Origin of the sequence: Acidovorax sp. JHL-3 (assembly GCF_000526295.1) — a bacterium.
Lineage (GTDB): Bacteria > Pseudomonadota > Gammaproteobacteria > Burkholderiales > Burkholderiaceae_C > Acidovorax > Acidovorax defluvii.
In genome coordinates this window covers 960,145-983,178 of sequence record NZ_JAFU01000001.1, presented here as the reverse complement: position 1 = coordinate 983,178, position 23,034 = coordinate 960,145, and the positions used below count along the sequence as shown (strand labels likewise).

Sequence of the window (23,034 nt, the reverse complement as noted above, 5' to 3'; positions counted from 1 at the left end):
CATGTCGTATTCCCAATGGATCGCCGGAGCGTTCCGCCAGGGCGCATCCACCCAGCGCTTCACTGTTATCAACCCCAGCACCGGCCAGCCGCTGGGCGACTACGCCCATGCGACGTCGGCGGATGTGCAGGCCGCTATCGACGCGGCAAACCAGGCGCTGCGCACTTGGAGCAAGACCCCGGCCCTGGAGCGCTCGACAATGCTTCGCCGCGTGGCCACCCTGATGCGCGAGCGCGCTGAGACCATCGGCACGCAGATCGCGCGCGAACTGGGCAAGCCCCTGGGCGAGGCGCAGAAGGAGGTGGCGACTGCTGCCGAGATGTTCGAGTGGGCGGCCGAGGAGGCACGGCGCGTCTATGGACGCACCATTCCCTCCCGCACAGGGGGTACTACACAGACCATGGTGCTGGAACCCATCGGCGTGGTGGCAGCGTTCGCGGGCTGGAACGCACCGGCCATCACGCCCGCGCGCAAGATCAGCGGCGCGCTCGCGGCGGGTTGCACCATCGTCATCAAGCCTTCTGAGGAAACGGCGGGCGTGGCGCTATGCATCGCGCGCGCGGTGCAGGACGCAGGCGTGCCTGACGGCGTCGTCAACATGGTGTTTGGCGATCCCGGCGAAATCGCCGACCAGCTCTGCACATCGGCGCAGGTGGCCATGGTCACCTTCACTGGCGCCACCTCGGTTGGCAAGCAAATCGGCGCCAAGGCCGCGAGCATGATGAAGCGTGCCACGCTGGAGTTGGGCGGCCACGCGCCGGTGATCGTCTGCGACGACGCCGATGTGGACCGCGTGGCTCGCATGGCAGTGGCCACCAAGTACCGCAACGCGGGCCAGGTCTGCACATCGCCCACCCGCTTTCTGGTGCAGGCGGGCGTGTTCGACGCTTTTTGCGCGCGCTTTGTGCAGGCCGCGCAGGCCATTAAGGTGGGTGACCCGTTCAACCCAGCCACGCAAATGGGGCCACTCAAGAATGTTCGCCGTCTGCAAGCTATCGATCAGCTGGTGCAGGATGCGCGCGGGCGGGGCCTGACTATCGCCACGGGCGGCGAGCGCATTGGCACCGAAGGTTTTTTCTACCAGCCCACGGTTATCGTGCGGCCCTCGATTGATTGTGACGCCGCCAACATCGAGCCCTTCGGCCCGGTGGCGCTGATCAGCCCGTTCGCGGAGCTGGAAGACGCCATCGCCGAGGCCAACCGACTTCCCTTCGGCCTGGCCTCCTATGCTTTTACCAACAACCTGGAGCGTGCCCACCGCCTTGCAAGCGAGATAGACAGCGGCGTAGTCTGCATCAATGAGTGGCAGGCTTCGCTGCCCGAAACACCTTTCGGTGGCCACAAGGACAGCGGTCTTGGTTCGGAGGGTGGGGTCGAGGGTTTGCAAGAATTCCTGCGCGTGAAGTGCGTGCGGCAAGGGGTGTCGTCATGAGCCCGGTACTCGGTTTCGTCGGCGTGGGAGTGATGGGCGAGGGCATGTGCCGCAACCTGTTGCAAAAATGCGGGTTGCCGGTCCACGTTGCCGACGTGCAGACTGAAAACGTGGCACGCCTTACGGCACTCGGCGCGGTGGCGTCAAGCGTGCGGTTGCTGAGCGAGACAGCACACACGGTGTTCCTGTCGCTGCCTTCGATCGACCAGGTGGAAGACGTGTGCTTCGGCGCCGATCCGCTCATCGTTCCCGGCGGATCGGTAAAGACCGTGGTGGACATGAGCACCAGCGATGTGCCACGCACCCGCGCTCTGGCAGAGCGGCTGGCTGCGTACGGCGTACGTTTTCTCGATGCCCCTGTGGCTCGCAGCCGGGAGGCCGCAAACAACGGCACGCTGCTCATCACCGTGGGCGGGCCGGCCGACTTGTTCGAGGCCGTGGTGCCGTGGCTGCGCTGCATGGGATCGGACGTGGTGCACTGCGGCGACGTTGGCGCCGGGCAAGTGGTCAAGATCATGAACAACATGGTGTTGCTGTCCACTGTCAACGCGCTGGCCGAGGCGATGGCTATTGCCGAGGCCGCTGGCGTGGACAAGGCGTTGCTCGCCAGCGTGCTACGCCTGGGCTCGGCCGATTCGTTCGCGCTACGGCTCACGGGCGAGAAGCTGGCTAAGGACGAGTTTCCCGAAAAGCTTTTTCCCACTGCCTACGCGCTCAAAGACTTGCGGCTCGCGCTGGGCCTGGCGCAGGCCTCGGGCATCACGCCGGCAGTGGCCCAGGCCACAGCATCGTTGCTGGATGCGGCCTGCGCCAGCGGATACGCGATGAACTATTACCCCGTGATTTATCGCCTGGTACGCGCTTAAAAAGCATAGCTGCTTGCGCTTATCCGGCTTGTGTTTTCTGGTTAAAGCAATCTGAAACTCATTGCCTGCAGACGCAAGCAGCTCATCTTTTTATAGTCGCCCTGCCTCGCGCATCAGCCAGTCCTTGAAGGCCGCGATCTTGTCAGAGTGGCGCTGAAGCGCCGGCGTGACGATGTAGTGGCCCTGACCTGTGCGCAACGGACGTGCGAAAGGGCGCACAAGGCGCCCGGCCTGGAATTCGGAATCCAGCATGTGTTGCTGGCCGATGGCGATGCCCAGGCCGTCCATGGCGGCCTGCCAAGTGAGTATGGAGCTGCTGAAAACCATCTTCTCCGCGGTATCGAACACATCGGTCATTCCCGCGTGCGCGAGCCAGCGCGGCCAGTCGTCCTTGCGGTACTTGGAGACCAGCAGGCGCTTGCCGCGCAGCCCTTCGGAGGTGGCAGCGCCCTCGATGAAACCAGGCGCACAGACGGGCTCCACGATGTCCTCCAGCAGCAGCGTGGCATCAGCGTCAGGCCACGTACCGGCGCCCAGCACGATGGCCAGGTCGCACTTCTCCACCCCGAAATCCAGTGGCGCGTTGCTGTTGAGGATGGATACCTCCACGTCTGGGTACTGTGCCTTGAAGTGCGGCAGGCGCGGGATCAGCCAGCGCGCCGTAAGCGTGGTGTAGGTGCGCAGGCGGATAACGTTGTTGGAATACTTCTGCGTGATGAAAGCGGTGGCGGCGGAGATTTCCTCGAATGCCGGCCCGATCCTGCGTGCGTAGGTTTCACCCACATCGGTCAGTCGCACGCCAACCCGTTCGCGTGCGAAGAGTTGCACGCCCAGGTATTCCTCCAGCACGGCCACCTGCCGACTGACGGCCGACTGGCTCACGTTCAACTCGCTGGCCGCCAGCGTGAGATTGTTGGTGCGCGCGACGACTTCAAAAACCTTGAGGGGATTGAGTGGGGGTATTTTCATCAGGAGGTCATTGTCTCGCCTCCCGGTTCGGCGGATCAAGCCCGTGCCGACCAATGCCTTGCCTTATCTACGGCCACCCTGCTTTTGCAAGAACTGACGGCGTGGCGACAACGGTGAATTGCGTCAATCTATCCGGCGCCACAGGGGGAAGCCAGCACCACGACCAGCGAGTCGTCACCCGCGCTACCCACGACGGACAGGTCGCATTTTTTGCACAGCAACTGTGCCACCAACCTCGTCTCCGGGTGGCCGGCGCACCGCCCTGTGCTACGCATCCAAGAAAAAAGGCCCGCCGAAAGGGCGGGCCAAAACCTTGAAGAAACTCGTCTGTCTTGCACGGCGCTGCGGCGCCACCAGACACCACAGCGCTGGGCGTTCAGCGGTTGTACGCCGTTTCGCCGTGCGAAGTGATGTCCAGTCCTTCGCGCTCGGCTTCTTCTGGCACCCGCAGGCCCACCAGCAGATCGGCGATCTTGTAGGCGACGAAGGAGACCACGCCAGACCACACGATGGTGAGCAGCACGCTCTTGACCTGGATCCACAGCTGAGCGCCCATGGCGAAGGTGTCGGGGGTCAGACCGCCCGTGCCACCCAGGCTTTGCGAGGCAAACACCGCCGTCAGGATGGCACCGATGATGCCGCCCAGACCGTGCACGCCAAACACATCGAACGCATCGTCGGCACCCAGCATCTTCTTGAGGCCACCCACGCCCCACAGGCAGACCACGCCAGCGATCAGGCCCAGCACGATGGAACCCATGGGGCCCACGAAACCGGCAGCCGGTGTGACCGCCACCAGACCCGCCACGGCACCCGAGGCAGCACCCAGCATCGAGGCCTTGCCCTTGTGCAGGGCTTCACCGGCCAGCCACGACAGCGTGGCAGCACCCGTGGCCAGAATGGTGTTGATGAAGGCCAGGCCAGCCACGCCGTTGGCAGCACCTGCCGAGCCGGCATTGAAGCCAAACCAGCCCACCCACAGCAGCGAGGCACCCACCATGGTCAGTGTCAGGCTGTGGGGCGTGAGCGCTTCTTTGCCGAAGCCGATGCGCTTGCCCACCATGTAGGCACCCACCAGGCCAGCGATACCGGCATTGATGTGCACCACGGTGCCACCAGCGAAGTCGAGCGCGCCGTCCTTGCCCAGCAGACCGCCGCCCCACACCATGTGGGCCATGGGGATGTAGCTGAAGGTGAACCACAGCACGGCAAAGATCAGCACGGCGGCGAACTTGATGCGCTCGGCAAACGATCCCACGATCAGCGCCACGGTGATGGCGGCAAAGGTGGACTGGAAGGCCACGAACACATATTCGGGAATGGTTGGCAGCAGGCCCGACAGCGTGTCTGACGCGATGCCCTTCAGGAAGATCTTGTCAAACCCTCCGAAGAACTGGCCCTCGCCGGCGAACGTCAGGCTGTAGCCATAAACGGCCCACAGCACGGTGATCAGCGCAAAGATCACGAACACCTGCACCAGCACCGACAGCATGTTCTTGGAACGGGCCAGGCCGCCGTAGAACAGTGCCAGGCCCGGAATGACCATCAGGATCACAAGCATGGTGGACGTGAGCATCCAGGCGGTGTCACCCGAGTCGAGCTTGGGCGCGGGTGCCGTGGGGGCCGCTTCGGCGGCTGCAACCGGTTCGGCTGCGGGCGCTGGGGCCTCGGCGGCGGGTGCAGCCACGGGGGCTGGCGCAGCGGCATCGGCCACCGGGGCGGCGATGGTGGTGTCGGCCGGGGCGGGTGCCTGGGCCAGGGACAGGGTTCCTGCGGACAGCAGACTCAGTCCCAGAATGAAGGAGGCAAGCAGTTTTTTCATGGCATGTACTCTCTGTGGGATGCAGCGGGCTTGGGGCCGTGCTTAAAGGGCTTCCTTGCCGGTTTCGCCGGTGCGAATGCGCACCACCTGCTCCAGGTGGCTGACGAAAATCTTGCCGTCGCCGATCTTGCCGGTGCGTGCAGCGCCTTCAATGGCTTCGATCACGCGGTCGACCAGCTCATCGTCCACGGCGGCCTCGATCTTCACCTTGGGCAGAAAGTCGACCACATACTCCGCGCCGCGGTACAGCTCGGTATGGCCCTTTTGGCGACCGAAGCCCTTGACCTCGGTGACCGTGATGCCCTGCACCCCGATGTCAGAGAGGGCTTCGCGCACTTCGTCGAGCTTGAAGGGTTTGATGATGGCTGTCACCATTTTCATTTTGAGTTCCTCCGATTGAGGGCACCGACAGGGCGCCCTCCGTTGATTACAGGGTTTTGGTGAGCGTGGCGATCACGCGGGTTTTGTTGACGGGGCCAAAAAAGTCTTTCTTGTTGGCGCCCACGATGGCAGCGCCCAGCGTGAGGCCGTCGCCAAAGTCATAGACACCACCGACGCTGTAATCCATGTAGTTGGGCACGCCTGCATCCTTGATGTCGCTGGAAAAGCGGGTGAAGCCCACCGAGGCCTTCAGCGTGACCTTGGACATCACTTCCTGTGCCACGGCGAAGCTCAGGTAGCCGGTGTTGCGGCCCTTGAGACCGGAGCCGGACTTGGCGCCCGCCCAGCCGAAATAGTCCTTGGACACCGTGTGCGCGTACTTGGCCGTGAGCGGGCCAAAAGTGGCGGCGCCATAGAGCTCGGTGGTGTTGCCACTGGTGTTGCCGGGATACAGATAGGCCAGCGCGCCCACATCCAGGTCCGCTCCGCCGACCTTGAACTTGTAGCCGCCGTAGACATCGGATTCCAGCGAGTTGCCAGACAGCCAGTTCACGCTGGAGTTCCAGTTGCCGACATACCAGCCAGAGTCGCCGAAGGCATAGTCAAAGCCACCCTGCACGGCGGGCTTGAAGGCACTGACCTTGCCTGTGTCCTGGTCCTGCCCCCGGAACTTGTAATTGCTGGTCAGACTGACATTGCCCGTGAGCTGGGCACTGGCCAGCATGGGCAGGGCGGCAATAAAGGCGACGCTCAAGAACTTGATGGATGCGCGGGTCATGGTTCCTCCGGTAGGTCTAAAGTGGGTACACACCGGTTAAGCACGGTCCGTGCCATGTCGCAAAACACCACGACGGCACGCCCTGCGCCCGTGGTCTGCATTCGCCCTTACATTGGTGGTGGCGCCGCGCCATCGCACCCGAGTGGTGCGCAGCACGGCCGCCAGACAACAACCATCCATCCACCGCACCTATCTGGGGAGAAAACCGCTCATGAGTCTTGCTTTGGTGCAAAGCCGCGCGCTTCTGGGGCTGCAGGCGCCCTCGGTCACCGTCGAGGTGCATCTGGCCAACGGGCTCCCCAGCTTCACCCTGGTCGGTCTGGCCGATGTGGAGGTGAAGGAGGCGCGCGAGCGCGTGCGCTCAGCGCTGCAGAACGCGGGGCTGGAGTTTCCGCACAACAAGCGCATCACCGTGAACCTGGCGCCGGCCGATCTGCCCAAGGACTCGGGGCGCTTTGACCTGCCCATCGCGCTGGGCATCCTGGCCGCCAGCGGACAGATCGACGCCAGCCGCCTGGCCGGCCATGAATTCGCTGGCGAGCTGTCGTTGTCCGGCCAATTGCGCCCCGTGCGCGGCGCCCTGGCCACCAGCCTGGCGCTGCGTGCCCACCAGGTGGCGGTGCGGCTGGTGCTGCCACCGGGCAGCGCCGAAGAAGCCGCCCTGGTGCCCGGTGCCCAGGTTTACCGCGCGCGCCACCTGCTGGATGTGGTGCGGCATTTTTTACCGGCAGGCGCCCAGGAGCCCATCGACGACAACGCTGCCACTGACGACGGCTGGTGCCTGCTGCAGCCCGCACCGCTGGCCACGCAAGCGGTCTATGCCGACCTTTCGGATGTCAAGGGCCAGGTGGTTGCCAAACGCGCACTCGAAATCGCGGCCGCCGGCGGGCACAGCCTGCTGATGATGGGGCCGCCGGGCTCGGGCAAGTCCATGCTGGCCCAGCGCTTTGCCGGGCTGCTGCCAGCCATGACCATGGAAGAGGCCCTGGAAAGCGCGGCAGTGGCCAGCCTGGCAGGCCGCTTTAGCGCCGCGCAGTGGGCGCAGCGGCCCACCAGCCAGCCCCACCACACCGCATCGGCCGTGGCGCTGGTGGGCGGGGGCTCCCCGCCGCAGCCCGGAGAAATATCACTCGCCCACCACGGGGTGCTGTTTCTGGACGAATTGCCAGAGTTTCCCCGTGCCGCGCTGGAAGCCCTGCGCGAGCCGCTGGAGACCGGGCGCATCACCATTGCGCGCGCCGCGCGGCGTGCGGAGTTTCCGGCGTGTTTTCAGATGGTGGCCGCCATGAACCCCTGCCCCTGTGGCTTTTTGGGGTCGGCGCAGCGCGCCTGCCGTTGCACGCCCGACCAGGTGGCGCGTTACCAGGGCAAGCTCAGCGGGCCGCTGCTCGATCGCATCGATCTGCATGTGGAGGTGCCTGCCTTGCCAGCCAACGACCTGCTGGACGCGCCAGCGGGCGAGGCCAGCGCCGCCGTGCGCGAGCGCGTAGCCCGCGCCCGCCAGGCGGCCATGGCACGCCAGGGCAAGTCCAACCAGGCGCTGCAGGGTCAGGAGATCGACACCCACACCGCCCTGGAGCCCGCTGCCACGCAGTTTCTGCAAACCGCCGCAGCCCGCCTGGGCTGGTCGGCCCGCAGCACGCACCGCACCCTGAAGGTGGCGCGCACCATTGCCGACCTGGCGGGCGCCACCAGCACGCAGGTGGCCCATGTGGCCGAGGCCGTGCAATACCGGCGCGTGCTGCGCAGCCCGGGCGCATGAAACATCCCCCCGGCCGCCGCGCGCGGCCCCCGGCCTGGCCTGCGCGCACGGGGAAAACCGCAGGAAAATGCTATTTAATAAATAGCTGCTTGCGCTTATCTATAAAGGGCTAGGGGCCAATTTCACTCATATTTCTCGAAAACCCCGAGGATTCGGTCGCTACACCCCGAGGTACTGGCGCCGCACGGCCAGGTCGGCCACCAGCGCCGCCATGGTGCTGTGGTGGCAGATCTGGCCCTTTTCGAGCACATAGGCGCGGTCGGCCACCGCCTCGGCAAAGTGCAGGTTCTGCTCGGACAGCAGCACGCTCACGCCCTGTGCCTTGAGTTGCAAAATGGTGCGAGCCATCTGCTCGACGATCAGCGGGGCCACGCCTTCAGACGGCTCATCGAGCAGCACCAGCAGCGGCTGGCCCATGAGGGTGCGCGCCACTGTAAGCATCTGCTGCTCGCCGCCACTCATGCGGCCGCCGGGCCGCTGGGGCATTTCACCCAGATTGGGAAACAGCGCAAACAGGCGCTCGGGTGTCCAGTGCGGCGCGGCGCTGCCGTCGGGCCAGTGGCGCGCGCCCTGGCGCCCCACTTCCAGGTTGTCGAGCACGCTCAGGTCGGTGAAGATGCGCCGCTCTTCGGGCACATAACCCAGCCCCATGCGCGCCACCTGGTAGGGCGCGCTGCGCGCAATGTCGCGCCCCAAAAATCGCAACTGCCCTCCCTGCTGAATCTCGCGGCGCACCTCCAGGCCCACGATGGCCTTGAGCGTGGTGGACTTGCCGGCACCGTTGCGGCCCATCAACGCCACGACCTCGCCGCGCCCCACCTGCAAATCCACGCCAAACAGCACCTGCGCTGCGCCATACCAGGCGGCCAGCCCCTGCACCTGCAGCAAAGGGGCCGACAAGGCGGACTGGGGCGTTGCGGTTGGCACAACCACGGATGCGCGGGCCGTCACGGCGCGCTCCCGCCCGTGGGCACATGACCGAACATGCTGCCGCTGCCCAGATACACCTGCTGCACCTGGGCGTTGTCGCGAATGGCCTGCGGCGTGCCCTCGGCCAGCAGGCGCCCGCGCGCCAGCACCATCACGCGGTCGGCGTGGGCAAACACCACATCCATGCTGTGCTCGGTGAACAGCACGCCCATCGCCCGCTCGCGCGCCAGTTGCTGCGTGAGCGCCATCAGCGCCAGGCGCTCCGCCGGGGCCATGCCGGCCGTGGGCTCATCCATCAGCAACAACCGGGGCGCGTGGGACAGCGCCATGGCCAGCTCCACCCGCTTCACGTCGCCATAGGCCAGCGCACTGCAGGGGCGCAGCGCCTGCGCCGCCATGCCCACCTGATCGAGCAGCGCCAGCGCATCGGCACGCCGGTGGTTCTGCGCGCGCGGCCAGAACGAAAACAGGCGCCGGTCAGCCGACAGCAGGGCCATCTGCACGTTTTCCACCACGGTGAGCGAGGCAAAGGTTTCAGCGATCTGAAAGGTGCGCCCTACGCCCTGCTGCCAGATGGCGCGCGGCGGCAGGCCGGCAATGTCCACCCCGGCCAGCTCGATGGTGCCCGCATCGGGCCGCAGCTGGCCGCCCACCATGTTGAAGGTGGTGGACTTGCCCGCGCCGTTGGGCCCGATCAGCGCCAGCATCTCGCCGGGCGCCAGCGCAAAATCCACGCCATCGACCGCCAGCACACCGCCAAAGGCCTTGCGCAGGCCAGTCACCTGCAGCAGTGGTGGCGCTGCGCTCATGGTGCGCTCCTGCGGGCCTGCCAGCGCAGGGCCAGAAGCCGTGCAAACCCTGCCAGCCCCTGCGGAAACAGCAGCACCAGCGCCAGCATGGTGCAACCCAGCACGGCGCGCCAGTAATCGGTGTTGCGGGCCACGGTGTCGTGCAGCCAGGTAAAGGTGACCGCGCCCACCCAGGGGCCCGCCAGATTCTGCACGCCGCCCAGCAGCACCATCACCAGCCCATCCACCGACTTGCCCACCGAAAGCCCTTCGGGCGAAATGCTGCCCTTGGAAAACACATACAGCGCCCCGGCCAGGCCGGCAAAAACGCCCGCCACCACAAACGCCGCCCACTGCAGGCGGCGCCCGTCCATGCCGATGGCATCGGCCCGCAGGGCCGAGTCGCGCACCGCGCGCAGCGCATAGCCAAAAGGCGCCAGCAGCACCCGCCGCAGCAGCAGCACGCCGGCCGCCACCAAAGCAAGGGTCAAGAGGTAATAGGCCTGTTGGCTGGCCAGCCACGGTGCGGGCCACACGCCGGCAATGCCGTTGCTGCCGCCGGTAACGGCGTCCCACTGGTAGCACAGCGCCCAGGTGATCTGGGCAAACGCCAGCGTGAGCATCGTGAGGTACACGCCCGACAGCCGCACACAGAACCAGCCATACACCAGCGCCGCAACGCCTGCGGCCAGCGGTGCCAGCAGCAGGGCCACTTCCATGCGCACCCCGGCCGACTGCACCAGCAGAGCCGCCGCATAGGCCCCCAGCCCGAAATAGGCGGCATGGCCAAACGAGTGCATACCTGCAGGCCCCATGAGGAAATGCAGGCTGGAGGCAAAGAGCACCGCCACCAGCAAATCCACCAGCAGCACCGGCGCATAGGGCCAGGCCCCCGCCAGCAGTGGCACCAGCGCCAGCGCGGCAAGAACGGCCCAGCCCAACCATTGCACCCCCCGGCTGGCGGGATGCAGCGGCGCCTCGGCCACGCCAGCCGCGTGCACCTGGGGCTGCGGCTGCCCCAGCAGCCCCCAGGGGCGCCACACCAGCACCACAGCCATGACCAGAAACTCCACCACCAGCGTCATCTTGGACAACGACAGGCTGATGCCCCCCACCTCCACCAGCCCGGCCCACACACACACCGCCTTGAGCTCGGCAATCAGCAGCGCCGCCACAAACGCGCCGGGAATCGAGCCCATGCCGCCCACCACCACCACCACGAAGGCAGCGCCAATGGTGTTCAGGTCCATGTCGAGCTGGGCGGGCTCGCGCGGCAGCTGCAGCGCGCCGGCCAGGCCCGCCAGCAAAGCGCCCAGCGCAAACACGCCGGTGAACAGCCAGGCCTGGTTGACGCCCAGGGCGCCCACCATGCCGCGGTCTTGCGTGGCTGCGCGCACCAGCGTGCCCCAGCGCGTGCGGTGCAGGCCCAGCCACAGCAGGCCCAGCACCAGCGGGCCCACCGCCATCAAAAACAGGTCATAGGTCGGGAACTGCCGGCCCAGAATTTCGACCGCCCCCTCCAGCCCCGGCGCACGCGGCCCGAAAAGCTCTTCGGGGCCCCAGGCCCACAGCACGGCATCCTTGATCACGAGCACCAGCGCGAAAGTGGCCAGCAGCTGAAAAAGCTCGGGCGCGCGATAGATGCGCCGCAGGAGCACCACCTCCACCAGCGCCCCCAGTGCCGCCGTGGCCAGCGGTGCCAGCAGCAGCGCCGGCCAGAAACCGATGGCGGCACCCAGGTGCTCCACCAGCGAATACGCCACGTAGATGCCCAGCATGAAAAATGAGCCGTGGGCGAAGTTGACGATGCGCATGACCCCGAAGATCAGCGACAGCCCCGCCGACACCAGAAACAGCGACGACGCCGAAGCCAGCCCGTTGAGCAACTGGACGAGCAGGCCGGAAAAACTCATGCGCAATTCACCGGGCGATGCGGCAGCGGGGCGGGGCCAATGTCAATCGGCTGCGCGCAATTTCCGCACCTCCTCGGCCGGCGGCTGAAAGCGCGCACCGTCGAGGTAGCGGAAGTCCGACATCGCACCCACGCCGTTTTGCAGGCGCGTGCGGCCCACAAACGCGCCCATGGTCGACTGGTGGTCTTCGGGGCGGTAGCGAATGGGGCCAAACGGCGATGTCACCTCCAGCCCCTTGAAAGCGGCGATCAGCTTTTCGGTGTCGCTGCCACCGGCCTTGCGCAGGCCTGCGGCCAGCGAGTGAATCGCCGTGTAGCCCACCACCGATCCCAGCCGGGGATGGTCGTTGAAGCGCTCTTTGTAGGCCTTCAGAAACGCCTGGTGCTCGGTGGTCTGGATGCCATACCAGGGGTAGCCAGTGACGATCCAGCCCACCGGCGCCTCGCCCTTGAGCGGGTCCAGGTACTCGGGCTCACCCGTCAGCAGGCTCACCACCTCGCGCCCCTTGAACAGGCCGCGGGTGTTGCCCTCGCGCACCAGGCGCGCCAGATCGGCGGCGAACAGCACGTTGAAGATGGCGTCGGGCCGCGCATCGGCCAGGGCCTGCACCACGCTGCCGGCATCCACCTTGCCCAGGGGCGGCGCCTGCTCGGCCACAAACTCCACGTCGGGCTGGGCGGCCTTGAGCAGCTTCTTGAACGTGGCCGCTGCCGACTGGCCGTATTCGTAGTTGGGGTAAACGATGGCCCAGCGCTTTTTCTTCAGGGCCGCAGCCTCGGGCACCAGCATGGCCACCTGCATGTAGGTGGAAGCGCGCAGGCGGAAGGTGTAGCGGTTGCCGTTTTCCCAGACGATCTTGTCGGTCAGCGGCTCGGCGGCAAGAAAGAAAACCTTTTTCTGCTTGGCGAAGTCGGTCAGGGCCAGCCCCACATGCGACAGAAAGCTGCCCATGAGCACATCCACCTTCTCGCGCGCCAGCAACTCGTCGGCGGCCCGCACGGCATCGCCGGGGTTGCCGTTGTCGTCGCGCACCACCAGTTCGAGCTTGCGCCCCTGAATGCCGCCCGCGCTGTTGACCTCTGCCACGGCGAGCTCCATCCCCTTTTTGTAAGGGCCCAGGAAGGCAGGCTGCGCCTTGTAGCTGTTGATCTCACCGATCTTGATCGCGCCCTGGGCATGCACCGCGCCAGCGGCAAGCGACAGACCGGCCACGAACAGGGCCCCAAGGGCGGCAGAGAAGCTTCGCATCAATAATCCTTTGTCCGACATCACAGAGGTCGAAACCGGAAAATGTACCGCCCCTCGCATTTGCCGGACAATGTGCGGGTTTGCCCGGCAGTCCGGGGTGCCCGCCAGGCTTCGCCCCGCCAGCACCGCCGCCGCCCTGAGAGGCTGAGCCCGCCCCCTGTTGGGGCCTTGTTTTTTTCATTCCTGCCAAGAAACCATGAGTGCATTTCTCGAAGAACGCGTGCTGACCGTTCACCACTGGACCGACCGGCTTTTCAGCTTCACCACCACCCGCGACCCGGCGCTGCGCTTTTCCAACGGGCACTTCACCATGATCGGCCTGAAGGTGAACGACAAGCCGCTGCTGCGCGCCTACAGCATCGTCAGCGCCAACTACGAAGAGCACCTGGAGTTCCTGTCCATCAAGGTGCCCGACGGCCCGCTGACCTCGCGCCTGCAGCACATCCAGGTGGGTGACACCATCATCGTCGGCAAGAAGCCCACCGGCACCCTGCTGATCGACTACCTGCTGCCAGCCAAGCGCCTGTACATGCTGTCCACCGGCACGGGCCTGGCGCCGTTCATGAGCGTGATCCGCGACCCCGAGACCTACGAGAAATTCGAGGAAGTGATCCTGGTGCACGGTGTGCGCGAGGTGAAAGAGCTGGCTTACCACGACTACATCACCCAAGAGCTGCCCCAGCACGAATTCCTGGGCGAGCTGGTGAGCAAGCAGCTCAAGTACTACCCCACGGTCACGCGCGAACCCTTCCGCAACCAGGGCCGCATCAACGATCTGATCGAAAACGGCAAGCTGTTCACCGACCTGGGCATCCCGGCACTGAACCCGCTGGAAGACCGCGTGATGCTCTGCGGCAGCCCCGAAATGCTGGCCTCGCTCAAGACGCTGCTGGAGCAGCGCGATTTCGAAGAAGGCAACACCACCAAGCCCGGTGACTTTGTCATCGAGCGCGCATTCGTCGAGAAATAAGACCACCGGCGCCACGAGAATCCGCGCATGCCTGCGCCCCGCGTTTCCCACCCAGCGACTCCCCGAACCAAGGAAGACCGCCATTTCGTCACTGCCCTGGCACGCGGCCTGGACGTTCTGGCGTGCTTCCGCTCGGGCGACAAGGTGCTGGGCAACCAGGAGATCGCGCAGCGCTGCAAGCTGCCCAAGTCCACCGTCTCGCGCCTGACCTACACGCTCACGCGGCAGGGGTACCTGATCCACATCGAAGAAATTGGCAAGTACCGCCTGGGCACGGCCACGCTCTCGCTGGGCAGCACCATGCTGGTACGGCTCGACGTGCGCCAGATCGCCCGCCCGCTGATGCAGGAGCTGGCCGACTTCGCCACCGCCGAAGTCTCACTGGGCACGCGCGACCGGTTCTCGATGATCTATGTGGAAAACTGCCGCAGCTCGGCCCTGCTCACGCTGAGCCTGGACGTGGGCTCGCGCATCGCGCTGGCCACCTCGGCCATCGGGCGCGCCTGGCTCGCAGCCATCACCGAAGACGAGCGCCGCCCCCTGCTGGAACAGCTGCGCGCCCGCGACGAACAGGCCTGGCCCGAGGTGCAGGCCGGCGTTGACAAGGCGCTGCAGGACTACCGCAGCCTGGGCGTGGCCTGCTCGTTTGGCGACTGGCAGAAGAACGTGAACGCTATCGCCCGCGCCTTCCAGCCCGGCGGCGGCCTGCCGCCGATGGTGATCAACTGCGGCGGCCCCTCATTCACTGTCTCGCCGGAATTTTTGCTGGGCGAAGTGCGCCCCCGGCTGGTCGAGATGGTGTCGCGCATCGAGGCAGCGCTGAACCGCTGAAACCACGAAAATCCCCGCATTCACACCCCGCCCAAAGCCATGAACGCTCTTCACCCGCTAATTCGCCGCTCCGCCATGCGCTGGGCCCTGACCATGGCCCTGGGTGCAGTGACCGCCCTGCCTGCAGGCGCTGCCCCGTCTGCCGAACGCCTGGGCCTGGAGGCCGCCCGGGCCGAGGCCGAATCGGGGCGCGCCCTGCTGGTGGACATCCGCGAACCGTACGAGCACGCCACCGGCGTCGCGCGCGGTGCCAAGCTGCTGCCCATGCGGGAGATCGGCGCGCGTCTGGCCGAAATCCCCAAAGACGCTGCCCAGCCCGTGCTGCTGATCTGCAACACGCAGAACCGCTCGCGGGCGGTGTGGCAGGCCCTGCGCGAGCGCGGCTACACCAATGTGCGCTACGTCGAGGGCGGGATGTCGGAATGGGCACGGCGCGGGCTGCCGCTGGTCATGCCCGCAGCACGTTGAAGCCTTTTTTTGCTATTGTTTGAATAGCTTTTAGCGCTTATCCCTAAAGGGCTAGAGCCGAATTTCATTCAAAACTTCGGCTAAAACCACGCATCCTGCATCGCCAGCGTGCTGTCGTCCAGGCTGCGCAGCAGCGCATGCTGTGGCGCGGTGCGCGGCAGCTCCCAGTGAAAGAACCAGCGGCAGGCCTGCAGCTTGCCGCGGTAGAAGTCCGCGTCCTGCGGCGTGGCGGCCTGCGCCAGCGCGCCATCGGCCACCAACGCCTGGCGCAGCCAGGTCCAGGCCAGCACGGTGTGACCGAAGGCTTCGAGGAACACGCTGGCGTTGGTCAGCGCACGGTCGCCCTCACTGCGCAGCAGCGGCGTGAGCACGGCCAGCGTGGCCAGCACGTCGCCCCAGGCCACCTGCAGCGCCTCGGCATGGGGGGCCAGTGCGGGCCGTGTGCGCGCCTCTTCCACGGTGGCCTGCAGTTCGCGGCCGAACAGCGCGATGGCCGCGCCCTGCTGCATCACGGCCTTGCGGCCCAGCAGGTCGAGCGCCTGGATGCCGTGCGTGCCCTCGTGGATCATGTTCAGGCGGTTGTCGCGCCAGAACTGCTCCACCGGGTATTCGCGTGTGTAGCCGTAGCCGCCGTGGATCTGGATGGCAAGGCTGTTGGCCTCCAGGCACCACTGCGCGGGCCAGGATTTGACGATGGGCGTGAGCAGGTCCAGCAGCAGGCCAGCCTCGGCGCGGGCCGCGTCGCTGGTGCCGGTGCGCTGCTCGTCCACCAGGCGCGCGGCGTACAGGCCCAGCGCAAACGCGCCCTCCACGTAGGCCTTCTGCGCCAGCAGCATGCGGCGCACATCGGCGTGCGCCACCAGCGGCACCTGCGGCTGCAGCGGGTCTTTGGCGGCGGGCGGGCGGCCCTGCAGGCGCTCGCGCGCGTACTGCAGCGAGGCCAGATAGCCCCGGTAGCCGTACATCACCGCGCCCATGCCGACGCCGATGCGCGCCTCGTTCATCATGTGGAACATGCAGGCCAGGCCTTGGTGCGGCTGGCCCACCAGCTCGCCCTCGCACGCATCCTCGTCACCAAACGACAGCATGGTGGACGTGGTGCCACGCCAGCCGGCCTTGTGGATCAGGCCCGACAGCGTCACGTCGTTGCGCGGCCCTAGGCTGCCATCGGAGTTGACGCGGAACTTGGGCACGCTGAACAGCGAGATGCCCTTGACCCCGGGCGGCGCGCCCGGGATGCGCGCCAGCACCAGGTGCACGATGTTCTCGCGCAGCTCGTGGTCGCCGCCCGAGATGAAGATCTTGCTGCCCTTGATGCGGTAGGTGCCATCGGGCTGCGGCGTGGCGCTGGTGGTTAGGTCCGACAGACTGGAGCCGGCCTGCGGCTCGGTCAGCGCCATGGTGCCGAAGAAACGGCCCGAAAGCAGCGCCGCCAGGTATTTGGCCTTCTGCGCCTCGCTGCCGAAGCGCTCGATCACATTGGCATTGCCCAGCGTCAGGCCCACGTACGAGGTGGTGGCGCCGTTGGCGCTCTTGAACAGCGCCGAGCAGGCCTGTGCCACCACCACGGGAAGCTGCATGCCGCCCTGCTCGTAATCCTTGGTGGGCGCCAGCAGGCCGACGGCGCAGAAGGCGTCGAGCGCCTCGCGCACCTCGGGAATCATGCGCACGCGGCCGTTCTCGAAGGTCGGCTCGTGCTCGTCCGAGGCGCGGTTGTGCGGCGCAAATTTTTCTTCAGCGATGGTGTGCGCCGTGTCCAGCGCGGCGGTGAAGGTCTCGCGGCTGTGGTCGGCATGGCGCGGGCGCTGCGCCAGCGCCTCGGCCTGCAGCACTTCGAACAGCTGGAAGTCGAGGTCGCGGCGGTTGATGAGCAGGGATTCGGGCAAGGGGCCTCCGGTGTTCTGCATTGCAGAATTTAAGGGAAAGACGGCGCCACCACTGCGGCCAGCGGAGGGGCGCGAAACCCCGCCATCGTAGGCACGACCCGGACAACCAGCAACGGCGCAGAGTTTCGCAGGTGACAGACAGCACGGCGGGTGGCCGATAGCATGGACCGGGCGTTGATTCTGCAATGCAGAACCATCGGTTGTCACTGGCCCCTCCACTTCCGGACTCCCCATGAGCACCACCCCCACTTCCACCTCCTACGCAGTGCACGGCCCCGTGGCCGTGGTGACGCTGAACAACCCGCCCGTCAACGGCCTGGGCCACGCCTTGCGCAGCGGCATCGTCGCCGCGCTCGACCAGGCGCTGGCCGACCCGCAGGTGCAGGCCATCGTGCTCACGGGCAGCGCGCGCGCCTTCTCCGGCGGCGCCGATGTGCGCGAGTTCGGCACGCCCAAGGCCGGCCAGGAGCCCACGCTACCCAGCGTGATCCGCGCGCTCGACGGTTCCACCAAGCCGGTGGTGGCCGCCATCGCCGGCGTGTGCCTGGGCGGCGGGCTGGAACTGGCGCTGGGCTGCCACTACCGCGTGGCCCTGCCCGACGCCTCGCTCGGCCTGCCCGAGGTGAAGCTGGGCCTGCTGCCCGGCGCGGGCGGCACGCAGCGCCTGCCGCGGCTGATCGGCCTGGAGCCGGCGCTGAACATGATCGTCTCGGGCCAGCCCGTGCCCGCCAATGCCTTCGCGGGCACGCCGCTGGTACATGCGCTGATCGAGGGCGACCTGGTCGAAGGCGCGGTGGCCTTCGCCGCCCAGGTGGCGGCGCGGGGCGAACCGCTGCCGCGCGCCCGCGACCTGAAGGTCAAGCAGCCCAACGCCGACGCCTTCCTGCAGTTCGCGCGCAACACCGTGGCCGCTGCCAGCAAGCCCTTCCCGGCGCCGCTGCAGTGCGTGGAGGCCGTGGCGGCCTCGCTCAAGCCTTTCGACGAGGGTCTGCAGACCGAGCGCACGCTGTTCCAGGCGCTGATGCAGACGCCCGAGTCGCGCGCGCTGCGCCATGTATTCCAGGCCGAGCGCGCGGCCGCCAAGGTGCCGGGCCTGCCCGAGGGCACGGTACTCCGCCCCATCGCCCGCGTGGGCGTGATTGGCGCCGGCACCATGGGCGGCGGCATCACCATGAACTTCCTCAACGCCGGCATCCCCGTGGTGCTGCTGGAGATGAAGCAGGAAGCGCTGGACCGGGGCCTGGCCACGATCCGCAAGAACTACGAGAACTCCATGAAGAAGGGCAAGCTCAAGCCCGAGCAGGTGGAGCAGCGCATGGGCCTGATCACGCCCACGCTGGAGTACGCCGCGCTGAAGGACGCGGACCTCATCGTTGAGGCCGTGTTCGAGGAAATGGGCGTGAAGGAGGCCGTGTTCCGCCAGCTCGACGCCGTGGCCAAGCCCGGCGCCATCCTGGCGTCCAACACCTCGTACCTGGACATCGACCGCATCGCCACCTTTACGCGGCGCCCGCAGGACGTGATCGGCCTGCACTTCTTCAGCCCGGCCAACGTGATGCGCCTGCTGGAGATTGTGCGCGGCGCCCAGACTGCGCCCGACGTGCTGGCCACCAGCCTGCAGCTCGCCAAGCAGATCAAGAAGGTGGCCGTGGTCTCAGGCGTGTGCGACGGTTTCATCGGCAACCGCATGCTGGCACGCTACGGTGCCGCCGCCCAGGGCCTGATCAACGCGGGCGCCCTGCCCCAGCAGATTGACGGCGCGCTGCAGAAGTTCGGCCTGGCCATGGGCCCGTTCCGCATGGGCGACCTCGCGGGCCTGGACATCGGCTGGGCCACGCGCAAGCGCAAGGCCGCCGAGGCCGGGGTGGAGATGAAGCCCATCGTGGCCGACAAGCTCTGCGAGGCCGGACGCTTCGGCCAGAAGACGGGCGCGGGCTGGTACCGCTACGAGGCCGGCAACCGCAATCCCCTGCCCGACAGCGTGACCGAACAGCTCATCACCGACTACCGTGCCGCCCACGGCATCACGCCGCGCAAGATCGGCGACGAGGAGATCGTCGAGCGCTGCATCTTCGCGCTGGTGAACGAGGGTGCGCGCATCCTCGAAGAAGGCATCGCCGCGCGCGCCTCGGACATCGACTTGGTTTACCTCAACGGCTACGGCTTCCCGCTGCACCGGGGCGGCCCCATGCTCTACGCCGACACCGTGGGCCTGCCGCAGGCGGTGCGCAGCCTGCGCCGCTTCGCCGCCGAGCCGGGTGCCGACGCCTCCTGGCAACCCGCGCCGCTGCTCGTGCGACTGGCCGAAGAAGGCCGAAGCTTCAACTAATTCCATTTCTAAACCATCCGTGTCGTTGTTGCTCCGCCTTGCCGTGCTCAAGCACTGTCTGCGGCTTCGCGCCTAGACACGAATGATTTGGAAAAGGAATAACACCACCACAGGACAAGCACACCATGACAGAAGCAGTGATCGTTTCCACCGCCCGCACCGGCCTGGCCAAGAGCTGGAAGGGTGCCTTCAACATGACATACGGCCCCACGCTGGGCGGCCATGCCGTGCAGCACGCCGTGGCGCGCGCTGGCATTGATCCGGCCGAGGTCGAAGACGTCATCATGGGCGGCACCTTCGGCGAGGGCACCACCGGCGGCAACGTGGCGCGCCAGATCGCGCTGCGCGCCGGCCTGCCCATCACCACCGCAGGCATGACCGTCAACCGGTTCTGCTCCTCAGGCCTGCAGACCATCGCGCTGGCCGCGCAGCGCATCATCGCGGGCGAGGGCCAGGTCTACGTGGCCGGTGGCGTGGAAAGCATCTCGTGCGTGCAGAACGAGGCCAACACCCACATGCGGCGCGACCCCTGGCTGGTCGAACACAAGCCCGAGATCTACTGGAACATGCTGCAGACCGCCGAGCAGGTGGCCCAGCGCTACCACATCGGCAAGCAGGCCCAGGACGAGTACGGCGTGCGCAGCCAGCAACGCGCCGCCGCCGCCCAGGCCGCCGGCCTGTTCAACGACGAGATCGCCCCCATGACCACCAACATGGGCGTGGTGGACAAGGCCACGGGCCGCATCACCATGAAAGAGGTGACGATCAATTCCGACGAGGGCATCCGCCCCGACACCACCCTGGAGGCCGTGCAGAAGATCCGCGCCGCCCTGCCCGGCGGCGTGGTCACGGCCGGAAACGCCAGCCAGTTCTCGGACGGTGCCTCGGCCTGCGTGCTGATGGACCGCCAGCTCGCCGAACGACGCGGCCTGCAGCCCCTGGGCATCTTCCGGGGTTTTGCCGTGGCGGGCTGCGAGCCCGACGAGATGGGCATCGGCCCGGTGTTCGCCGTGCCCAAGCTGCTGGCCAAGGCCGGCCTGAAGGTCGATGACATCGGCCTGTGGGAACTGAACGAAGCCTTCGCCGTGCAGGTGCTGTACTGCCGCGACAAGCTGGGCATCCCGGACGAACGACTCAACGTCAACGGCGGCGCCATCGCCGTGGGCCACCCTTATGGCGTGTCGGGCTCGCGCCTGACGGGCCACGCCCTGATCGAGGGCAAGCGCCGGGGCGTGAAGTACGTGGTGGTCACCATGTGCATCGGCGGCGGCCAGGGCGCGGCCGGTCTTTTCGAAGTGTGCTGATACAACGGCCCCATCGCGGGCCATGAACAACCAAGGAGCAACAGCCATGAGTGTGAAACAACTTTTTGATCTGACCGGGCAGGTCGCCCTCGTCACCGGAGGCTCGCGCGGCCTGGGCCTGCAGATGGCCGAGGCGCTGGGCGAGATGGGCGCCAAACTCGCCATCACGGCGCGCAAGGCCGACGAACTGGCGCAGGCCAAGGCGCACCTTGAAGGCCTGGGCTACGAGGTCGAGACCGTGGTCAACGACCTGTCGAAGTTCGACCAGATTCCCGCCATGGTGGACCAGGTGCTGGCGCGCTTCGGCACCATCGACATCCTGGTGAACAACGCCGGCGCCACCTGGGGCGCCAACGCCGAGGACTACCCCGACGCCGCCTGGAACAAGGTGATGGACCTGAACGTGAACGCGCCCTTCTTCCTCTCGCGCGAGGTGGGCAAGCGCGTGATGATTCCCAAGGGCCGGGGCAACATCATCATCACGGCCTCGGTGGCCGCCATCAAGGGCACGCCGCCCGGCATGAACACCATCGCCTACAACACTTCCAAGGCCGCCGCGCTGCACTTCGCGCGCACGCTGGCGTCCGAGTGGGGCCACTACGGCATTCGCGTCAACGCCATCTGCCCGGGCTTCTTCCCGAGCAAGCTGGCCAATGGCCTGATCGAAAAGCTCGGCCCTGCCATGGTCGAGCGCACACCGCTGCGCCGCATCGGCGGCGACGAGGACCTCAAGGGCGCCGTGGTTTTTCTGGCCTCCGACGCTTCACGCCACATCACCGGCCAGGGCATCGTGGTCGATGGCGGCGCGAGCTTGATTTGACAACCCCCTGAGGCGCTACGCGCCTTCCCCCTTCTCTCGCAAAGCTGCGCTTTGCGGGAATGGGGACGCAGCCCTCGCCGCGGGGCGGCCCTTGCTCGGCTGCCCTGGCCTGGGCCGTGCGTGCCCCGATGGCCCTGATATTTTTCGCAAAGGATTGACTCATGGACTTCTCTTACTCCCCCAAGGTCGTGGACCTGCAAAAGCGCCTGACGGCCTTCATGGAAGAGCACATCTACCCGGCAGAGGCCGTGTACCACCACGAGGTGGCCGAGAACCGCAAGGCCGGCAACCCCTGGCAGCCCACCAAGGTGATGGAACAGCTCAAGGCCCAGGCCAAGGCGGCCGGCCTGTGGAACCTGTTCCTGCCCGAGTCGAAATACGGCGCGGGCCTGACCAACCTCGAATACGCTCCGCTGTGCGAAATCATGGGCCGCTCGCATGTGGCGCCCGAGGCCTTCAACTGCTCGGCACCCGACACCGGCAACATGGAGACCCTGGTGCGCTACGCCACCGAGGAGCAGCAGCAGCGCTGGCTGCTGCCCCTGCTCGACGGCACCATCCGCTCGGCCTTCGCCATGACCGAGCCCGCCGTGGCCTCGTCGGACGCGACCAACATCGAGGCGCGCGTCGAGCGCGACGGTGACGAGTACGTGATCAACGGCCGCAAGTGGTGGACCTCGGGCGCGCCCGACCCGCGCTGCGAGATCCTGATTTTCATGGGCAAGACCGACCCCGACCACGCCAGCCGCCACAGCCAGCAATCGATGATCCTCGTGCCCATGAAGACCCCGGGCGTGACCATGGAGCGCGCCCTGCCCGTGTTCGGCTACGACCACGCCCCGCACGGCCATGGCGAGGTGAGCTTTGACAACGTGCGCGTGCCGGTCAGCAACGTGCTGCTGGGCGAGGGCCGGGGCTTTGAGATCGCCCAGGGGCGCCTGGGCCCCGGGCGCATCCACCACTGCATGCGCCTGATCGGTGTGGCCGAGCGCGCGCTCGAACTCATGTGCAAACGGGCGCTCAGCCGCGTGGCCTTTCACCGCCCCGTGGCCGACCAGGGCGTGACGCGCGAGCGCATCGCCAACGCGCGCATCCTGATCGACCAGGCGCGCTTCTTGGTGCTCAACGCTGCCTACATGATGGACACCGTGGGCAACAAGGTGGCCAAGAAGGAAATCGCCATGATCAAGGTGGCCGCGCCCAGCATGGCCTGCCAGGTGATCGACTGGGCCATGCAGGTGCATGGCGGCGCGGGCGTGAGCGACGACTTCCCGCTCGCCGCCGCCTACGCCAGCGCGCGCACGCTGCGTTTTGCCGACGGCCCCGACGAGGTGCACCGCAACCAGATCGGCAAGATGGAACTGGCCCGTTACCTGAAGTAACCCCCCTGAGTCGCTTCGCGCCTTCCCCCCAGGGGGACGACGCCCGTGGCCGGGCCAGGCCCGTTCCACGGCGTCCGCTGGCATGGCCTGCTCCGCGGCCTTCTGACCCGTGGCGCGGCGCCAGTGCCACACGCCTACGGGCGGCGATGCACCAC

19 protein-coding genes are annotated in these 23,034 nt (G+C 66.8%); 10 read left to right on the top strand and 9 right to left on the bottom strand.

Annotated features, from left to right (window positions below; all coding sequences use genetic code 11):
* Position 1: 1 nt before the first annotated feature.
* Both K226_RS0104465 and K226_RS0104460 read left to right on the top strand, forming a co-directional pair.
* Positions 2–1,432, top strand: coding sequence for an NAD-dependent succinate-semialdehyde dehydrogenase (locus K226_RS0104465; RefSeq protein WP_024813668.1), 1,431 nt, complete (start codon positions 2–4; stop codon positions 1,430–1,432).
* Entirely contained in the window at positions 1,429–2,298 is an 870-nt protein-coding gene (locus K226_RS0104460; protein ID WP_024813667.1) for an NAD(P)-dependent oxidoreductase, read from the top strand. Before K226_RS0104465 ends, K226_RS0104460 begins: the two co-directional genes overlap by 4 nt.
* Positions 2,299–2,388: 90 nt before the next feature.
* Here K226_RS0104460 and K226_RS0104455 read toward each other — a convergent pair whose 3' ends face one another.
* The 4 genes from K226_RS0104455 to K226_RS0104440 form a co-directional block, all read right to left on the bottom strand.
* Positions 2,389–3,267, bottom strand: a complete 879-nt coding sequence (locus K226_RS0104455) for a LysR substrate-binding domain-containing protein (protein WP_024813666.1) — start codon at positions 3,265–3,267, stop codon at positions 2,389–2,391.
* 376 nt (positions 3,268–3,643) lie between these two features.
* Complete coding sequence (amt, locus tag K226_RS0104450; RefSeq protein WP_024813665.1) at positions 3,644–5,089, bottom strand: ammonium transporter; 1,446 nt, start codon at positions 5,087–5,089, stop codon at positions 3,644–3,646.
* 42 nt (positions 5,090–5,131) lie between these two features.
* Complete coding sequence (gene glnK / locus K226_RS0104445; RefSeq protein WP_024813664.1) at positions 5,132–5,470, bottom strand: P-II family nitrogen regulator; 339 nt, start codon at positions 5,468–5,470, stop codon at positions 5,132–5,134.
* 46 nt (positions 5,471–5,516) lie between these two features.
* Complete coding sequence (locus K226_RS0104440) at positions 5,517–6,248, bottom strand: TorF family putative porin (RefSeq protein ID WP_024813663.1); 732 nt, start codon at positions 6,246–6,248, stop codon at positions 5,517–5,519.
* Between the two features lie 211 nt (positions 6,249–6,459).
* Here K226_RS0104440 and K226_RS0104435 point away from each other — a divergent pair, with 211 nt between their 5' ends.
* Positions 6,460–8,010, top strand: coding sequence for a YifB family Mg chelatase-like AAA ATPase (locus K226_RS0104435; RefSeq protein WP_024813662.1), 1,551 nt, complete (start codon positions 6,460–6,462; stop codon positions 8,008–8,010).
* Between the two features lie 159 nt (positions 8,011–8,169).
* On the opposite strand, the gene K226_RS0104430 is transcribed toward K226_RS0104435, so the two are convergent.
* The 4 genes from K226_RS0104430 to K226_RS0104415 are packed head-to-tail and all read right to left on the bottom strand — an operon-like array spanning position 8,170 to position 12,889.
* Complete coding sequence (locus K226_RS0104430) at positions 8,170–8,937, bottom strand: ABC transporter ATP-binding protein (protein ID WP_369795463.1); 768 nt, start codon at positions 8,935–8,937, stop codon at positions 8,170–8,172.
* Between the two features lie 20 nt (positions 8,938–8,957).
* Positions 8,958–9,749 (bottom strand): ABC transporter ATP-binding protein, encoded by a 792-nt coding sequence (locus K226_RS0104425; RefSeq protein ID WP_035240878.1) that lies wholly within the window; start codon positions 9,747–9,749, stop codon positions 8,958–8,960.
* On the bottom strand, positions 9,746–11,641 hold the full coding sequence (locus K226_RS0104420; protein WP_024813659.1) for an ABC transporter permease: 1,896 nt from the start codon (positions 11,639–11,641) through the stop codon (positions 9,746–9,748). Before K226_RS0104420 ends, K226_RS0104425 begins: the two co-directional genes overlap by 4 nt.
* A gap of 42 nt (positions 11,642–11,683) precedes the next feature.
* On the bottom strand, positions 11,684–12,889 hold the full coding sequence (locus tag K226_RS0104415) for an ABC transporter substrate-binding protein (RefSeq protein ID WP_024813658.1): 1,206 nt from the start codon (positions 12,887–12,889) through the stop codon (positions 11,684–11,686).
* A gap of 196 nt (positions 12,890–13,085) precedes the next feature.
* On the opposite strand from K226_RS0104415, the gene K226_RS0104410 reads away from it, so the two are divergent.
* From K226_RS0104410 to K226_RS0104400, 3 genes are read left to right on the top strand one after another with little or no spacing between them, the layout of a single operon-like run.
* The gene (locus K226_RS0104410; RefSeq protein WP_024813657.1) at positions 13,086–13,859 is read left to right on the top strand and encodes a ferredoxin--NADP reductase; all 774 of its coding nucleotides are present in this window, start codon (positions 13,086–13,088) and stop codon (positions 13,857–13,859) included.
* Between the two features lie 27 nt (positions 13,860–13,886).
* Positions 13,887–14,690, top strand: coding sequence for an IclR family transcriptional regulator (locus K226_RS0104405; RefSeq protein WP_024813656.1), 804 nt, complete (start codon positions 13,887–13,889; stop codon positions 14,688–14,690).
* Positions 14,691–14,729: 39 nt separating this feature from the next.
* On the top strand, positions 14,730–15,158 hold the full coding sequence (locus K226_RS0104400) for a rhodanese-like domain-containing protein (RefSeq protein ID WP_024813655.1): 429 nt from the start codon (positions 14,730–14,732) through the stop codon (positions 15,156–15,158).
* 80 nt (positions 15,159–15,238) lie between these two features.
* On the opposite strand, the gene K226_RS0104395 is transcribed toward K226_RS0104400, so the two are convergent.
* Positions 15,239–17,065, bottom strand: a complete 1,827-nt coding sequence (locus K226_RS0104395; protein ID WP_202899876.1) for an acyl-CoA dehydrogenase — start codon at positions 17,063–17,065, stop codon at positions 15,239–15,241.
* Positions 17,066–17,276: 211 nt separating this feature from the next.
* Between K226_RS0104395 and K226_RS0104390 the strand changes: the two genes are divergently transcribed.
* The 4 genes from K226_RS0104390 (at position 17,277) to K226_RS0104375 (ending at position 22,879) form a co-directional block, all read left to right on the top strand.
* Positions 17,277–19,373, top strand: a complete 2,097-nt coding sequence (locus tag K226_RS0104390; RefSeq protein WP_024813653.1) for a 3-hydroxyacyl-CoA dehydrogenase NAD-binding domain-containing protein — start codon at positions 17,277–17,279, stop codon at positions 19,371–19,373.
* Positions 19,374–19,498: 125 nt separating this feature from the next.
* Positions 19,499–20,677 carry an acetyl-CoA C-acyltransferase gene (locus K226_RS0104385; protein WP_024813652.1) on the top strand — a complete coding sequence of 393 codons (1,179 nt, stop codon included), beginning with the start codon at positions 19,499–19,501 and terminating at the stop codon, positions 20,675–20,677.
* Positions 20,678–20,723: 46 nt separating this feature from the next.
* Positions 20,724–21,497: an SDR family oxidoreductase gene (locus tag K226_RS0104380; RefSeq protein WP_024813651.1), complete on the top strand. Its 774-nt coding sequence runs from the start codon at positions 20,724–20,726 to the stop codon at positions 21,495–21,497.
* A gap of 161 nt (positions 21,498–21,658) precedes the next feature.
* Entirely contained in the window at positions 21,659–22,879 is a 1,221-nt protein-coding gene (locus tag K226_RS0104375; RefSeq protein WP_024813650.1) for an acyl-CoA dehydrogenase family protein, read from the top strand.
* Positions 22,880–23,034 lie beyond the last annotated feature (155 nt).

Bases quoted from the DNA above. Each gene is read 5' to 3' on its own strand.
- K226_RS0104465 (WP_024813668.1), top strand. From the start codon at position 2: ATGTCGTATTCCCAATGGATCGCCGGAGCGTTCCGCCAGGGCGCATCC.
- K226_RS0104460 (WP_024813667.1), top strand. From the start codon at position 1,429: ATGAGCCCGGTACTCGGTTTCGTCGGCGTGGGAGTGATGGGCGAGGGC.
- K226_RS0104455 (WP_024813666.1), bottom strand. From the start codon at position 3,267: ATGAAAATACCCCCACTCAATCCCCTCAAGGTTTTTGAAGTCGTCGCG.
- amt (WP_024813665.1), bottom strand. From the start codon at position 5,089: ATGAAAAAACTGCTTGCCTCCTTCATTCTGGGACTGAGTCTGCTGTCC.
- glnK (WP_024813664.1), bottom strand. From the start codon at position 5,470: ATGAAAATGGTGACAGCCATCATCAAACCCTTCAAGCTCGACGAAGTG.
- K226_RS0104440 (WP_024813663.1), bottom strand. From the start codon at position 6,248: ATGACCCGCGCATCCATCAAGTTCTTGAGCGTCGCCTTTATTGCCGCC.
- K226_RS0104435 (WP_024813662.1), top strand. From the start codon at position 6,460: ATGAGTCTTGCTTTGGTGCAAAGCCGCGCGCTTCTGGGGCTGCAGGCG.
- K226_RS0104425 (WP_035240878.1), bottom strand. From the start codon at position 9,749: ATGAGCGCAGCGCCACCACTGCTGCAGGTGACTGGCCTGCGCAAGGCC.
- K226_RS0104420 (WP_024813659.1), bottom strand. From the start codon at position 11,641: ATGAGTTTTTCCGGCCTGCTCGTCCAGTTGCTCAACGGGCTGGCTTCG.
- K226_RS0104415 (WP_024813658.1), bottom strand. From the start codon at position 12,889: ATGCGAAGCTTCTCTGCCGCCCTTGGGGCCCTGTTCGTGGCCGGTCTG.
- K226_RS0104410 (WP_024813657.1), top strand. From the start codon at position 13,086: ATGAGTGCATTTCTCGAAGAACGCGTGCTGACCGTTCACCACTGGACC.
- K226_RS0104405 (WP_024813656.1), top strand. From the start codon at position 13,887: ATGCCTGCGCCCCGCGTTTCCCACCCAGCGACTCCCCGAACCAAGGAA.
- K226_RS0104400 (WP_024813655.1), top strand. From the start codon at position 14,730: ATGAACGCTCTTCACCCGCTAATTCGCCGCTCCGCCATGCGCTGGGCC.
- K226_RS0104395 (WP_202899876.1), bottom strand. From the start codon at position 17,065: ATGCAGAACACCGGAGGCCCCTTGCCCGAATCCCTGCTCATCAACCGC.
- K226_RS0104390 (WP_024813653.1), top strand. From the start codon at position 17,277: ATGAGCACCACCCCCACTTCCACCTCCTACGCAGTGCACGGCCCCGTG.
- K226_RS0104385 (WP_024813652.1), top strand. From the start codon at position 19,499: ATGACAGAAGCAGTGATCGTTTCCACCGCCCGCACCGGCCTGGCCAAG.
- K226_RS0104380 (WP_024813651.1), top strand. From the start codon at position 20,724: ATGAGTGTGAAACAACTTTTTGATCTGACCGGGCAGGTCGCCCTCGTC.
- K226_RS0104375 (WP_024813650.1), top strand. From the start codon at position 21,659: ATGGACTTCTCTTACTCCCCCAAGGTCGTGGACCTGCAAAAGCGCCTG.